The sequence below is a fragment of the Agarivorans sp. Alg241-V36 genome, assembly GCF_900537085.1.
Taxonomy (GTDB): Bacteria; Pseudomonadota; Gammaproteobacteria; order Enterobacterales; family Celerinatantimonadaceae; genus Agarivorans.
In genome coordinates this window covers 66,939-80,193 of the sequence record NZ_UNRE01000008.1, presented here as the reverse complement: position 1 = coordinate 80,193, position 13,255 = coordinate 66,939, and the positions used below count along the sequence as shown (strand labels likewise).

Sequence of the window (13,255 nt, the reverse complement as noted above, 5' to 3'; positions counted from 1 at the left end):
GGCCCCTAGCTATCTAATGGCAGTGAAGTACAACTAGCGGGTTCAAAGCGATAAGCGCTTTTATGCGCCGGCACTTCATCTTGATGATTAGCTTTTAGCAAGTTAGCCATGGCAAACAGCCGTTGCCGAGCACCTTCATAACCCACCTGTAAGATGTCGCTGTTGCCGAATCGATCGTGACACGGAAAACCCGCTCGCAATACTGGTGTGCTGGGCTCACACGTATTGGCGCAATGAGTATTACCAACCACTAACTCACAGTCATCCACTACGCCAGCTAGATCGGATAAGTCCCCTACTACCACATTTTGGGCAGCCAGTTGGTCTAAATTAGGTGTATTAAGCGTGGTGACTACTAGCTCTGCACTCACTCCTACTTCAGCCAAAAGCGTGCAATAACCAGCAGCGGCGTCTGGCTCCAAGGCAAGCGCGGCCTTAGCGTCCGATAATAGAAAATGACAGTCGAGTAAGGCATCTTGAAGCCTTTTTCTTTGCCGTGTAATCCACTGCGGAACCGGTTTATTAGAAAGTTCAGCCAGCTTCATCACCAATAAGTCGCTTTGCTGCATGCCCATACCGGTGCCCATAGCAACACTAGGAATATTGAAATGTTTCTCAAGTAGGCTTGCTGCTGGCAGCATAGAGTCACCAAATACCAAGCTAGCAGTACTGTAAACGCTGCTTGCTAACTTGCTTAGGCTGGTTCCTCCGGTAGAGGTAACCGAAAAGTCCTCTTCTGCTAAATGTCCGTCTAAGGAATCACTTAGGTTGGGCAACAACACAACATTGAAACCAAATGCCTCGCAATAGCGGGTGATCAACTCCAAATCTGCGCTGGTTAAAGCACAGGATGCAAACACGTTTAGCTGTTGAATCTGCTCGCTAGGTTTTGGCACACTTAGCTGTTTATCCACTAACAACTGTTGAACACAGGCTTCAATAGTACTGGCAAAACCGCTTTGCATAGACCCACTAAAGTCTGGCGTGGTAACACTGACTATATGACTTGTTGCAAACTGCGGATTTTGCACTTTGAACTCTCGCACCACTCTTGCAACATCGCAGCCTTGCATTTCGGTTAGGCCGGTAGTCATCACTATAATTAGGCTGGCTTGGTGTTTTTCACACAGTAGCTTAAGCGCGCTTGATAGATTGTCGTCTCCGCCCATTACTGCTGCTATATGATCAATGGCAGTATTCTGCAGCGGGATTGGCTCGCGATAATGCTGAATTAAATAAACTTTGGCAAAAGCCCCACAACCCTGCGAGCCGTGCATTAAAGGAATTGAGTTATCTAAGCCCATGCACGCTAAAGTAGCGCCAGTAGCAGCGCTGGTTTTTAAGGGTTGCTCTACCAGAGCGGTACGCTTGATCGTAACTTTCTTTGTCATGCTACTTCTCCTTAGTTGGCGCAGCGCTGGTCCATGGGGCATCACTTGTCACTAGCGGCCAAATCGCGCTGTCTAAGGTGCGGCAAAGTTCTTTAGCAAAGGTGAGCATGCCTTGATAACCGGCATAGGCGTGTTCTCGCTCTTGGTTAATATCGAGAAATGGCAAACGCGCTTTTAAGGCGGTATACATGTTACGGCCGCCAGCGATCATTAAGTCGGCTTGATGTTGCTGGGCTACATTAAGCAGATTTTGAGCTCCACCTTCATCTAGCATTAAGGCCTCGTCACCCATTATTTGTTTAATTCTTGCTTTGTCTTCAGCAGTAGATTTTTTGGTTCCGGTAGCTACAACACTAATACCAAGCTCTTGCAGCGCCGACACAATCGACCATGACTTAACACCACCGGTATACAGCAGGGCCTTTTTGCCCTTTAAGCGTTGTATATAAGGTTGTAGTTGCAGGCGGATTTGAGATTCTTGTTGGGCTATTAAAACTTCAGTTTCGCGACTAACTTGCGCATCGCCTAATAGTTTTGCAAAACTGCGTAACGACGCTGAGGTATCTTCAATGCCATAGAAGCTGCCTTCAAACCAAGGGATATTCCAGCTTTCTTCTAGCATTCGGGCAACATTAATTTGTGCTCGGGAGCAAACCACCATGGCAACATCGGCGCGGTGCATGGTTTGAATTTCGTGAAAACGGGTATCTCCCGACATGCAACTCAACACGCGATAACCTAGGCGTTCTAATAAGGGCGATACATGCCAAAACTCACCAGCAATATTGTATTCACCAATTAGCACAATATCGTTTACCTGCCGCGATGGGTCGTGCTGCATTAACGGTTTTGCTGGCGGCTCGGCACTACCAACCACCTGTTTAACCATCACCTCACCGGCAATTCGATTACCTAGGTTTTTACTGCCATAAAAACCAGCTGCATCAACTGCTACTACTGGCACCTGCCAACGGCTTTGCGCAAGCTTACAAATGGCTTCTACATCATTACCTTCCAGGGCTGGCACACAAGTAACATAAACAAACACCGCTGGTGGTTGATGCTTTTCTACTACGGTTTTTATCGCGTGTAGTAAACGTTTTTCGGCCCTACCCATGATGACGTCTTGTTCGTTCAAATCGGTAGTAAAACCTAAGCGAAATAAATTGCGCCCCGATGCTCGAGTGCCTCGGTTGTTCCAACTATTACCCGCACAGGCGATAGGCCCATGGACAATATGCGCAACATCGGCAATAGGTAATAAGGTAATTTGCGCCCCATCAAAACTGCAGCCGCCGGCAGTGGCGCCTGGTACTGGCCTAGCGCACCCCGATTTTTCTCCGGTGTTATGCTCGCAAGCAGGTTCGTCCAATAACTCGGCTATATCGCTTCGTTTCATGCATACTCCTCATAACAACGTGCAGCTTTGTTTGTTAAAGCTCTACAGCTAGGAAGTAGCAATTGGCATTCCACATGCTTAGCTATTGAAATATATAGATATTATCTTGTAGCAAATGCGACAAAGCGATTGCAAACACCACAAAGAGAAGACAACAACAGGTAACTACAAATAACAAAAAGGGCTTAACCGTAAAGATAAGCCCTTTATAAGTATGCGTAATTTAGCTAATGAATTACTCGTTCACTAGCTTCCAAGTACGTATCCAATCTACTTTCATGGTGTTGTTATTGTTGTTTAAGAGATCCTCTTTTTGTGGAAGACCGCCTACCCAGCTAGAGTCTTGGCTCCACAAATCCCAAATGATGAACTGTTCCAAGGTGAATGGTTGTTGAGTTGTTACGCTGTTTACAGGTTCCCCATTTAGGTAAAACTGTACGGTGTGTTCATCTTTCCACCAGGCTCCAAACACATGGTACTCCTCGGTCCAAAGTACACCTTGTAAAGTGTTTTCATCGGATAAGTCGGTGCGATTATCAGAGTTACCATGATTACGTTCAGTTGAGCCATTCTTCGCGATAAAGTATTGCGAGTTCATTTTCCATGGGAAATCTGGCTGACAATTACAGGTAGGAACCGGATTAATTTCGATGATATCAATTTCATCACGATTATTAATGTCGCCGTTATTTAGCCAAAACGTTGAGTAAGCCGAAATGTTAGCCACTTTGATTCGACTTTCGGTATACATTGGAAACTTAATTTTAGCGACTGAACGTACTCTCGAGGTTTCAAACCATTGGTTTGGGCTATCGGCATTTAGCGTTGCTTGGATCCAAAGGTTGCCATCACTAACGCCCGAGTTTTTATTCAGCATGTTGACGGGTGTATTGCCATAATTCCAGTTAGTTTTTAACCACTTAGCGCCATTCCAAAACTCAAACTCATCAGACAAGTTTTCAACTTTTTCCCAACGTTTACCTTGAGGAGTGGTATTGGTAAAACTTACGAATGTCGGAAAATTTGGATCTGCTGTATTCACATCTATGATATTTGGTGAAGATACTTCACAACCGGTATTGTCTACTAAGCCTCCCGCTGGGGTATTGGGACAAAGATCGATAGCGTTATTTACTCCGTCATTGTCGTCATCTAGTTGGCTTTGCGAACAACCATTTTGGTCTACAGCTTCATTAGCAGGAGTGTTTGGACATAAATCGTTAGCGTTTAATACTCCATCATTATCATCATCTAAAACTGGCGGGGCAATTGGACCATCTAGATCGCCTTGCCAAACCAATTTAAAAGACTCTAAGTTCCATTGCCAGTCGTTGCTTCCAAGTGCATGAATACGTATTTGTTGTGCGCCCGCAGGTAACGCTATTTCACCATTTGCGGTAAGCTCTGAAAAGTTATCCCAACCATTTGCTGGAACAAAGGCCTGCGCGTAAGAGCGCCAAACTCCGTTTTCCATTACCAATAATTCTATAATGGCGTTCTCAGTAATGGCTGTACCTACATTAAAACTAACTAGGTACATACCCGCCTTTTCCACGTTTACTGCGTAGTCTACAAAGTCACCACTATTGATGTAGTTGATTGCACCTTGACCTGCGACAGTATATTTACTCACTGGCGTTTGCTGCTGGTCGTCAAATGTACCGCCTTGGCTTACAAAGTCTTCTGCTTGGATAGTGACGGTGCCAACAAGATCGTCGGGGCTACTATTATCACTACTGCCTTGATCATAGATAAACCTAAATTCTTGGTTTGGATGATCTGCTAAACAAGCCCACTGATGAAATTTGTCACCATTTTGAATATAGGCACCGGCAACATCTAAACACTTGCCTGTTTGTTGATTTTTTAATTTAAACCAACCGTTATTCATATCTATTAATGACCAATTCTGTTTACTGTCGTTAGCTTGGCAATCAAATTGTTGAATAAGCGCGCCGTTACTTACGTTTCCATCTTTAACTTCTAAACACTTATTACTGGTTTTAATTTTTAAACTATAAAACCCATCACCACTCTCAACAAATTCAAATCGTTGATTAGCGTTATCCTCACCACAAGTCCATTGAACAAACGGTGCAAAGTTTGTGGTGTTACCACCCGACAAATCGACGCACTTACTACTATGTTTCACTTCAATATTTCGATACTCCGCATCGCTAACCGTAGCTGCAGACAAAGGAGCTGTCACAGTAATCGCTAAAGCGATACCCATAGATATTTTGCTTCTGTTAATCATGTTGTTTTCCATTTCTTGTTTAGTTACTCCATTAAAAGCATTTAAACAACACAACTTTAAATGGATATTAATAAGCTATTTATTAATCCACACCATTTGTACAATAACAACAATAAAACCGACAATTTAATTAAAATCATTAATTAAATTTGGAGTATTTAATTACAATAAAACCATGTTTTATATATTACTTAACGCAAATTTTAATTAACGTTTGACTTAGATCACCAAGTAAACATTTTCAGGAAGAATTATATAAGCACTGACCAAACAGTAATCAATAAATAATATAAAAAGTCTAATAAGGTATCGTTGTAGAACGCACTACAAACGCTAAGTTTGGGTTTGGGTTTTCGACTAAAGGGCTGTTGGCATCAGTGCTTTTCTTGTAAACGAGGTAAACACCAATAGGGGACTTGCTGTTTGCTATAGAGAAAGAATGGACGTGAGTGTTAAATGTAACAAAGCTTAGCTAAGCGAGTGCCCACTACAGTGAGCACCAATATAAATCTATAAGAAAAGTCGCTGTGTTGCGACTAGCTAGCGATTAAACCGATAGATCTTCAATCACACCGACACGTTCTACAACCTTATTTCGACCAGTTTCTTTGGCTTCATATAAGGCTTGATCCGCTACAGCAATCATTTTGTCAGCTAGCATTTCAAAATCACTTGGCAAACTGGTTTCATTAAAGCTGAGGTGGTAGGCGCCAATAGAAACAGTGATAGGCTCTTTGGTTAGGCTAATACTGCCAATTGCTTTCATCACCCGACTAAACACCGTGGCGCAACCGGCTAAATTGCTACTTGGCAGCCAAATCAAAAACTCCTCGCCGCCTAGACGTGCCACGAAGTCGTAATCTCGCAATGACTTGGATATTTGCTTAGCGGTTTCTACCAAGGCTTTATCACCAAGTTGATGTCCATAGGTGTCGTTAAGCTTTTTAAAGTGGTCGATGTCGACAATAGCTAAAGTACCCTCTCCGCCCGAACGACTGAGTAGATTCATGCTTTTCTTTAGCTTTTTGTACATACCGCGACGATTAGGTATCTCGGTTAAACTGTCGTAGTTTGCTAATCGTTTTAGCTTTTGATTGAGTCTATTAAGCTGTTCTTCTTGTTGTCTACGAATCAGCTCAACTTCGATCCAAGACGCCATTAATTGCAAGGCATCAACATCAATTTCTTGAAAGTGGCGAGGATAAGGATCAGGACTAGAAAAGTTTAAGGTTCCGTATAGCTCACCATTTAGGCGAATAGGCATACCAATGTATGATTCTAAGCCAAAGGCTTTATAGGCAGGATGTTTGGCGTACTTATCGTTTTCACCAATATACTCTAAGGCTACCGGAGCTTGCGCTTCACAGGTAATACCGCAGTAGGTGGTATCTAAGGTAAAACTATCCCCTGGCTTTAGCTCTACTGCTTCTGGTGTGACACAGTATTGAACAACATAATCGTTAGCTTGAATCTTCGACAAAATAGCGATGTCTAGATTGAATCGCTCTAAGCCCATTTGCAGCAGCTCTAGGATCTGAGCTTCAAAGCCTTGGTTATGGGCATTGGTAACTTGATATAAGCGTCGAATAACCTGTTCGCTACTGGTTGAGGTTTGATTAAGACCAGCTGTCGACATAATTCCCTTATCCTTAAGCCTTTAATAGTTATTATTTAAACAGTAATTACTAACAATAGTATAACTAGCTTGCTTTTAGATGAATAGCCTTAAAAGCTCTAGCTAAACACGCTAAGAAAAATCTAAGTAATATGCAATTGAATGTTTAGTTTGTGTGATAGCGATGTACAAAGGAATGGCTTAACTTTGGCTTAAAGCAAACTTTTCTCGTTATTGGTGGTATAAGCTAAATCAAATTTTAATGAGGACTCGCTATGAAGCTATCGCTGTTCAATCTTAGTTTAGCTAAGCCCGTTACAGACTTATTTGAGCAAGTTTTCAGCGACTCTGAGGGCGCTGAAGAAGGAAAAGTTATCGGGGATTTGGTTACCAACATAATATCTAGCACGCCAGAGCAAGATTTGATTGGTTTTGTAGCAAGCAGCAATGAACAAGTTGTTGGGTGTATTTTCTTTAGCCGCATGCTGCTGGCTTCTGATGATGTTGCCTTTATTTTATCCCCGGTTGCCATAGCGACCAATCAACAGGGCCAAGGTTTGGGTCAACAGCTTATCAACCACGGTATAGAGCAACTTCGCAAGCTAGAAGTCAACCTAGTGATCACCTACGGTGACCCAAACTTTTACAGCAAGGTTGGATTTAACCCAATTAGCGAGCAACAAATAGAAGCCCCCTTTAAGTTAAGTCATCCCGAAGGATGGTTAGCTCAAAGCTTAAGCGCCCAAACCATACCAAGCATCGAAGGTGCTAGCCAATGTATTGCAGCGCTAAATAAACCTGAATACTGGTAAGCTTCTAGTGACATAAATAGGAGTGAAGCAAGCAATTTACTTAGCAGCACTCCTGTTCAATTTTATATAGCAAGTCTGTAGCTTGCTGATCACCACACTCCTCCATATATTCATACAAAGGATTGGTTTGATTACCAATGAAATGTAAGTTATCTCGCTGGATACGCTGTTGTTCTTCAATCTTTTGCCAAAAATAATCCTGCCACAATGGATTACCGTGTTTAGCCTTTAGATGCTGGACCAAGATCGCCATAAACCTATCAGCGTTTTCATCACACTGGATATTACAAAAGCTTAGATAACGATCACCTGATGTTTCTAACATAGTCACTACTCAGGTTCGTGCAACGCAATAACCAAGCCTATGGCTAAATCAAGGCTGTCGGTCAAACGGGCACAACTGGTTCCGTTAGCCATTAAAAACAAGTCAAAATAGCTTGCTGCCATAAAGGGTTCTTTTTCAGCCATATCATCTTCACTGCATTCAATGATTCGTATATTGGCATGATGCTTTTTAAAACATTGTAAGTTCTTTTGATAGTCATCTTGATTGGCTAAGCGCCTTAATAAATCATCAATAAGAGATTGATCAAGCGCTTTCTCTTGCTTGGATGAACAGCCGCATGCATGTGAATTCGTCTCGTTTTTTTCGCTACTACAAGTACACTGATGCTGTTTTGGAGTGTGTGGTTCACCCTTACAGCTGCAGGTCTTTTTTTCTGCTATCTCAGACATACTCAGGCTCCTGTTGCTTGTCTAATAACTTTGCTAGCCAACGCGGCGGGCAGTCCATTACTGTTTGTAAACGTTCTAATATCGACCTTGATGCTTGAGGAGTAAGTTGTTTTAAAGGCAAAATATCTGCGCGGCTAACCCGTGCTGCAGCAGGTCCGCCAATCGATAAAGTTGCTAACAATTGGCAATCACCGATTAGCTCAATTAAGTAGCTGGTGCGGGCATCACCGCTTAAGTTCTCGATTACCGGGCGAACATCCACTAACTGAAAACCTTGGGCACTTACTTCGTAAACAAGAAAACGTAAACAGGAACCAAAATGTCCGTCTATTCGCTCTAGGTTATTTGAGCTCACGGCCAGCCGTACTTTCGGCCCATTTAGCAGAGTTTGTTCTGGCAGCTCTGGGGCTTCCATAGGGCTGATTTGCTCTGAACTTAAGATCGCGTGTAACTGGTTAACTTGGCTTCGTTCTACCGTTACTGACGATGCTTGAAACATCTCGCGTAAGGCTTTTGGGCTTAATGATCTAAGTTTCTTTTCACTTAAAGGTTCGCCACATTGGCCCACTAACAAGGCCACAAACTGTTTTAATTCGATATCAGATATCGCTTTAGACGCTACGGCTAATCGTAACGCTAAGTTATCGTTTATATTAGATTTCATCGGTACTCCTTAGCCTATTCCCATCGCCACTCGGTCTAGCCCAACTAGGCACGCCTTGCGCGAAATGTTTTGGGTAAGCTGGGTGCTGGATTTACTGGCTCTATAAAAAATCTACTACCATCACTTAGCTCAACCACCCCGCCCCATTGATCAGCTTGATCAAATTGAAGTGAGCTAATGGGTAACTCTAGATCTTTCTTTGCGATGTAAGCTTGTAGTTCACCTGAGCTTTCACGGCTAATAATTAGGTTTGGCATCTCTGTTCCTTAAAGTGGCCGGAGCAAGACTCCGGCCATACTTTTGCTGCATTAGGATTAACGAACTAGGTCGAAGCCGTAGTCTGTTTTACCCATTTCGCTGGTATCTTGATCAAGTTTTTCCAGCACTTCGTTCACTAAGGTAGTTAGCATGTACATGCTGCCCTCGTAACCCAAAGTTGTGTTGCGGTGCAGGTGGTGGCGATCGAAGATCGGGAAGCCAAGACGAATTAGCGGTACTTCGAACTCTTCACCTTTCGCCTTGGTATCACGCTGGATAAACTTGGCGTAAGAGTTACCAATCATAAAGTCTGGTTTATTGGTAAATACCAATGAGCGGAAGTGCCATAGGTCTTTACCTACGTGGATTTCGGCATTAGCTGTGCTAGGAGATTGAGCAATCAATGCTTCCATCTTCTTGCGCCAGCGCTTAGCGGCGTTGTTACACAAGATGTGTTTAACTTCACAACCTAATTCTTGCAAGAATTTGGTTAAGCCCATTAGGTAATCAGGATCTCCATAAATAGAGAAGCTAACCCCATGCAACCAGGTATGAGAATCGGTCATCATGTCGACTAAACGACCACGCTCGGTAGCTAATGACTCAGGGATCTCTTTACCTGTTAATTCTGAGATTTTAATTAGCAGTTCATCGGTCCAATCTAAGCCCATTGGGATATTTAGCGCAGGTACCTCATGCTTCCACTGGCCCTCTACATATTTTTTAGTTTTAACCAATTGATCTGGTTGCAACAATAAAGTAGTAATAGCGTTAGGTGCATCTTCCATCTCCGCAATTGGAGTGCCACCAGCATACATTCGGTACTCACCGTCTGCAGGGGTATCTAACACTTCAGAAGGGTCACAAAGCAGGCTGTAATCAACACCCATCTGCTGCATCATTTTGTGAATAACACGGTAGTTACCAAGGTAGGTTTCAAAGCCCGGTACAATGTTAATTTTACCGTTGCTACCTACGGTTTTATCTTCCATTTTGTTGCCAGTAAAGTACTTGGCAAAACCTTCAAACATGCCATCCCAACCAGTTACGTGGCTGCCCACAAAACTTGGAGTGTGAGCAAACGGTGTAGGTAATTCCTCTGGAATATAACCGTCTTTTTTGGCATTACCGATAAAGGCATTTAAATCGTCACCAATTACTTCTGCCATACAGGTAGTTGAAACCGCGATAACTTCTGGCTTGTATAAAGCTAAGGAGTTTTGCAGGCCGTCAAACATGTTTTTCTGGCCACCAAATACCGCTGCGTCTTCTGTCATAGAGTCTGATACACAAGCAACAGGCTCTTTGAAATGTCGGTTAAAGTAGGTTCTAAAGTAGGCCACACAACCTTGCGAACCATGCACATACGGCAGAGTTTTCTCAAAACCTAGTGCACACAGTACTGAGCCTAAAGGTTGGCAAGCTTTGGCTGGGTCTACGGTTAAAGTTTTACGTGAAAAGTTAAGATCTTGGTACTCTTGAGTAGTGGTCCACTCGAAGATTTCTTTTACTTTTTCATCACTTGCGCCTTCTTCGTGCTCAGCGCGCTTACGGGCCATCATATCCTTGTATTCTGGCTGTTCAAACAGGGGATAACCCGGTTTGATATCATCTACTGATTGACTCATTTTACTTCTCCTTTCGCGCCACTCATCTGTGAACTACGAATTGAGTTAATTTTTAAGCGCTAACAGCACTCATCCTGATATAACTTAACGCCTAGGCAGCTTCTGCAGCTTTATCTGCTTTAGCTTTCCATGGTGGAGTTAGTTTGTCCCAACAAGGGTTGTTTAGGGTCATGTCCATATCGCGGGCGAAAATAGCGAAGCCATCAAAACCGTGATAAGGGCCTGAGTAATCCCAGCTGTGCATTTGGCGGAAAGGTATGCCCATCTTCTGGAAGATGTACTTCTCTTTTACACCGGCACCGATAAGGTCAGGTTTAAGTTTGTCGGCAAAAGCTTCTAACTCGTAGCCGGTAACGTCATCGTAAATTAGCGTGGCGTCTTTCACTTCTGGAACCGTTTTGCTGTAGTCATCGTTATGACCAAACTCATAACCGGCACCAACAATTTCCATACCTAAGTCTTCATAAGCACCAATTACGTGACGAGGACGTAAGCCACCCACATAAAGCATGACTTTTTTACCTTCCAAACGTGGACGATACTTATCAACCACGGCTTGCCATTGCGCTTTGTAATTTGCGATAACTTCTTCAGCTTTTGCTTGAATGGTTTCGTCAAATTTTGCAGCGATAGCGCGTAAAGACTCTTCACACTTAGTTGGACCAAACAGGTTGTACTCCATCCATGGCACACCATATTTCTCTTCCATATGGCGACAGATGTAGTTCATTGAACGGTAACAGTGAACCAAGTTAAGTTTTACCGATGGGGTGTTTTCTAGTTCAGGTAAAGTACCGTCACCAGACCACTGCGCAACTACGCGTAAACCAATTTCTTCTAATAAAATACGTGAAGACCACGCATCACCACCAATGTTGTAATCACCAATAATGGCTACATCGTAATCTGTGGTTGCTACTTCCTTGCCTTCTGATTTATCCAATACGTAATCACGTAAAGTATCGTTAGCAATGTGGTGACCTAGTGATTGGCTCACACCGCGGAAACCTTCACAACGAACTGGTACGATTGTTTTGCCAATCTCAGCGCCTTTGGTTTTAGCCACAGCTTCAATGTCGTCACCAATTAGCCCTACTGGACATTCGGATTGAATAGAAATACCGTTTGCCAATGGGAACAACATTTCAATTTCGTCGACAATAGTAGACAGTTTTTTATCCCCACCAAATACGATGTCACGCTCTTGAAAGTCTGAGGTGAAGTTCATGGTTCCGAAGCTATTTACACCCGTATAACCGGTGTAGTAGTTACGGCGACCAGCACGTGAATACTGACCACAACCGACTGGACCATGAGAGATATGCACCATATCCTTAATTGGTCCCCACACTACCCCTTTAGATCCTGCATAAGCACAACCACGGGCGGTCATTACACCAGGTAGTGATTTACGGTTAGCCGTAATACAACTACCACCTTCGCTATCGTTCGCACCTAAGTGCTTTTTACGATCGGCTTTGGCTTTCTCTGGATAGACTTCTAACACTTCGTCAATCAGTGCTTGAGTCTCTGCTTTTTTATCTGACATTGCTGCCTCCTATAGCATCAATAAGATCACTGTTGATAGTGCTTATGCAGTAACTTCTTCAGCTACTTGACCAATGATTGATTCGTCTTCTTCGTCCATGATGCCGAATTCCATTAGTAGCTCTTCAAGCTCGTCCATGGTTACCGGAGTAGGAACAACGAATAGTTGGTTATCGATGATCTTTTTGGCTAAGGTGCGGTATTCATTGGCTTGGTTACATTTAGGGTTATATTCAATAACCGTCATGCGGCGAATTTCTGCTTGTTGTACAACGTTGTCACGTGGCACGAAGTGAATCATTTGAGTACCGATTTTGGCTGCAAGTGCTTCAATTAACTCGTCCTCACGGTCACATTTACGTGAGTTACAAATAAGACCCGCTAAACGAACACTACCAGTTGCAGCGTACTTACAAATACCTTTAGAGATGTTGTTGGCTGCGTACATCGCCATCATTTCACCAGATACAACAATGTAGATTTCTTGCGCTTTGTTTTCACGAATAGGCATGGCAAAACCACCACACACAACGTCACCTAGTACATCGTAAAATACGAAATCTAAGTCTTCTTCGTAGGCACCTTCTTCTTCTAAGAAGTTAATCGCTGTGATTACACCACGACCGGCACAACCTACACCTGGCTCTGGGCCACCAGACTCAACACAACGTACACCGCCGTAACCCACTTTAAGTACATCTTCTAATTCGATGTCTTCAACCGAGCCAGCTTCTGCTGCCATTTCCATAATGGTGTTTTGCGCTTTTGCGTGTAAGATTAAGCGTGTTGAATCGGCCTTAGGATCACAACCGATGATCATTACTTTTTTGCCCGCTTCCGCTAAAGCACCAACCAAGTTTTGAGTAGTGGTAGACTTACCAATACCGCCTTTTCCGTAAATTGCACATTGACGAATAGCCATAATATTTTTTCCCTATTAGCTTGATA

Annotated in this window: 12 protein-coding genes; 1 reads left to right on the top strand and 11 read right to left on the bottom strand. The window is 43.2% G+C overall.

The window, feature by feature from the left end:
• Window positions 1–5: 5 nt before the first annotated feature.
• The 4 genes from nifN to G6R11_RS17690 all read right to left on the bottom strand — a co-directional run bounded on the left by nifN (window position 6) and on the right by G6R11_RS17690 (window position 6,683).
• Window positions 6–1,391: a nitrogenase iron-molybdenum cofactor biosynthesis protein NifN gene (nifN, locus tag G6R11_RS17705; RefSeq protein WP_163134406.1), complete on the bottom strand. Its 1,386-nt coding sequence runs from the start codon at window positions 1,389–1,391 to the stop codon at window positions 6–8.
• A gap of 1 nt (window position 1,392) precedes the next feature.
• On the bottom strand, window positions 1,393–2,790 hold the full coding sequence (nifE, locus tag G6R11_RS17700) for a nitrogenase iron-molybdenum cofactor biosynthesis protein NifE (protein ID WP_163134405.1): 1,398 nt from the start codon (window positions 2,788–2,790) through the stop codon (window positions 1,393–1,395).
• A 235-nt stretch (window positions 2,791–3,025) separates the two neighbouring features.
• Complete coding sequence (locus G6R11_RS17695) at window positions 3,026–5,047, bottom strand: RICIN domain-containing protein (RefSeq protein WP_163134404.1); 2,022 nt, start codon at window positions 5,045–5,047, stop codon at window positions 3,026–3,028.
• A gap of 547 nt (window positions 5,048–5,594) precedes the next feature.
• On the bottom strand, window positions 5,595–6,683 hold the full coding sequence (locus G6R11_RS17690; protein WP_163134403.1) for a sensor domain-containing diguanylate cyclase: 1,089 nt from the start codon (window positions 6,681–6,683) through the stop codon (window positions 5,595–5,597).
• Window positions 6,684–6,937: 254 nt separating this feature from the next.
• Between G6R11_RS17690 and G6R11_RS17685 the strand changes: the two genes are divergently transcribed.
• Window positions 6,938–7,474: a GNAT family N-acetyltransferase gene (locus tag G6R11_RS17685; RefSeq protein ID WP_163134402.1), complete on the top strand. Its 537-nt coding sequence runs from the start codon at window positions 6,938–6,940 to the stop codon at window positions 7,472–7,474.
• 40 nt (window positions 7,475–7,514) lie between these two features.
• On the opposite strand, the gene cowN is transcribed toward G6R11_RS17685, so the two are convergent.
• The 7 genes from cowN to nifH form a co-directional block, all read right to left on the bottom strand.
• A complete protein-coding gene (gene cowN, locus G6R11_RS17680; RefSeq protein WP_163134401.1) occupies window positions 7,515–7,799 on the bottom strand; it encodes a N(2)-fixation sustaining protein CowN in 285 nt (94 codons plus the stop codon).
• 5 nt (window positions 7,800–7,804) lie between these two features.
• Window positions 7,805–8,209, bottom strand: coding sequence for a hypothetical protein (locus G6R11_RS17675; protein WP_163134400.1), 405 nt, complete (start codon window positions 8,207–8,209; stop codon window positions 7,805–7,807).
• Window positions 8,202–8,873 carry a NifB/NifX family molybdenum-iron cluster-binding protein gene (locus G6R11_RS17670; RefSeq protein ID WP_163134399.1) on the bottom strand — a complete coding sequence of 224 codons (672 nt, stop codon included), beginning with the start codon at window positions 8,871–8,873 and terminating at the stop codon, window positions 8,202–8,204. Before G6R11_RS17670 ends, G6R11_RS17675 begins: the two co-directional genes overlap by 8 nt.
• Window positions 8,874–8,917: 44 nt before the next feature.
• Window positions 8,918–9,130, bottom strand: coding sequence for a putative nitrogen fixation protein NifT (nifT, locus tag G6R11_RS17665; protein ID WP_163134398.1), 213 nt, complete (start codon window positions 9,128–9,130; stop codon window positions 8,918–8,920).
• Window positions 9,131–9,187: 57 nt separating this feature from the next.
• On the bottom strand, window positions 9,188–10,759 hold the full coding sequence (nifK, locus tag G6R11_RS17660) for a nitrogenase molybdenum-iron protein subunit beta (protein WP_163134397.1): 1,572 nt from the start codon (window positions 10,757–10,759) through the stop codon (window positions 9,188–9,190).
• A 91-nt stretch (window positions 10,760–10,850) separates the two neighbouring features.
• Entirely contained in the window at window positions 10,851–12,308 is a 1,458-nt protein-coding gene (gene nifD / locus G6R11_RS17655) for a nitrogenase molybdenum-iron protein alpha chain (RefSeq protein ID WP_163134396.1), read from the bottom strand.
• 42 nt (window positions 12,309–12,350) lie between these two features.
• Entirely contained in the window at window positions 12,351–13,229 is an 879-nt protein-coding gene (gene nifH / locus G6R11_RS17650) for a nitrogenase iron protein (protein WP_163134395.1), read from the bottom strand.
• Window positions 13,230–13,255: the final 26 nt, after the last annotated feature.

Coding starts and splice junctions, on each gene's coding strand:
- nifN (WP_163134406.1), bottom strand. CDS start 1,391: ATGACAAAGAAAGTTACGATCAAGCGTACCGCTCTGGTAGAGCAACCC.
- nifE (WP_163134405.1), bottom strand. CDS start 2,790: ATGAAACGAAGCGATATAGCCGAGTTATTGGACGAACCTGCTTGCGAG.
- G6R11_RS17695 (WP_163134404.1), bottom strand. CDS start 5,047: ATGATTAACAGAAGCAAAATATCTATGGGTATCGCTTTAGCGATTACT.
- G6R11_RS17690 (WP_163134403.1), bottom strand. CDS start 6,683: ATGTCGACAGCTGGTCTTAATCAAACCTCAACCAGTAGCGAACAGGTT.
- G6R11_RS17685 (WP_163134402.1), top strand. CDS start 6,938: ATGAAGCTATCGCTGTTCAATCTTAGTTTAGCTAAGCCCGTTACAGAC.
- cowN (WP_163134401.1), bottom strand. CDS start 7,799: ATGTTAGAAACATCAGGTGATCGTTATCTAAGCTTTTGTAATATCCAG.
- G6R11_RS17675 (WP_163134400.1), bottom strand. CDS start 8,209: ATGTCTGAGATAGCAGAAAAAAAGACCTGCAGCTGTAAGGGTGAACCA.
- G6R11_RS17670 (WP_163134399.1), bottom strand. CDS start 8,873: ATGAAATCTAATATAAACGATAACTTAGCGTTACGATTAGCCGTAGCG.
- nifT (WP_163134398.1), bottom strand. CDS start 9,130: ATGCCAAACCTAATTATTAGCCGTGAAAGCTCAGGTGAACTACAAGCT.
- nifK (WP_163134397.1), bottom strand. CDS start 10,759: ATGAGTCAATCAGTAGATGATATCAAACCGGGTTATCCCCTGTTTGAA.
- nifD (WP_163134396.1), bottom strand. CDS start 12,308: ATGTCAGATAAAAAAGCAGAGACTCAAGCACTGATTGACGAAGTGTTA.
- nifH (WP_163134395.1), bottom strand. CDS start 13,229: ATGGCTATTCGTCAATGTGCAATTTACGGAAAAGGCGGTATTGGTAAG.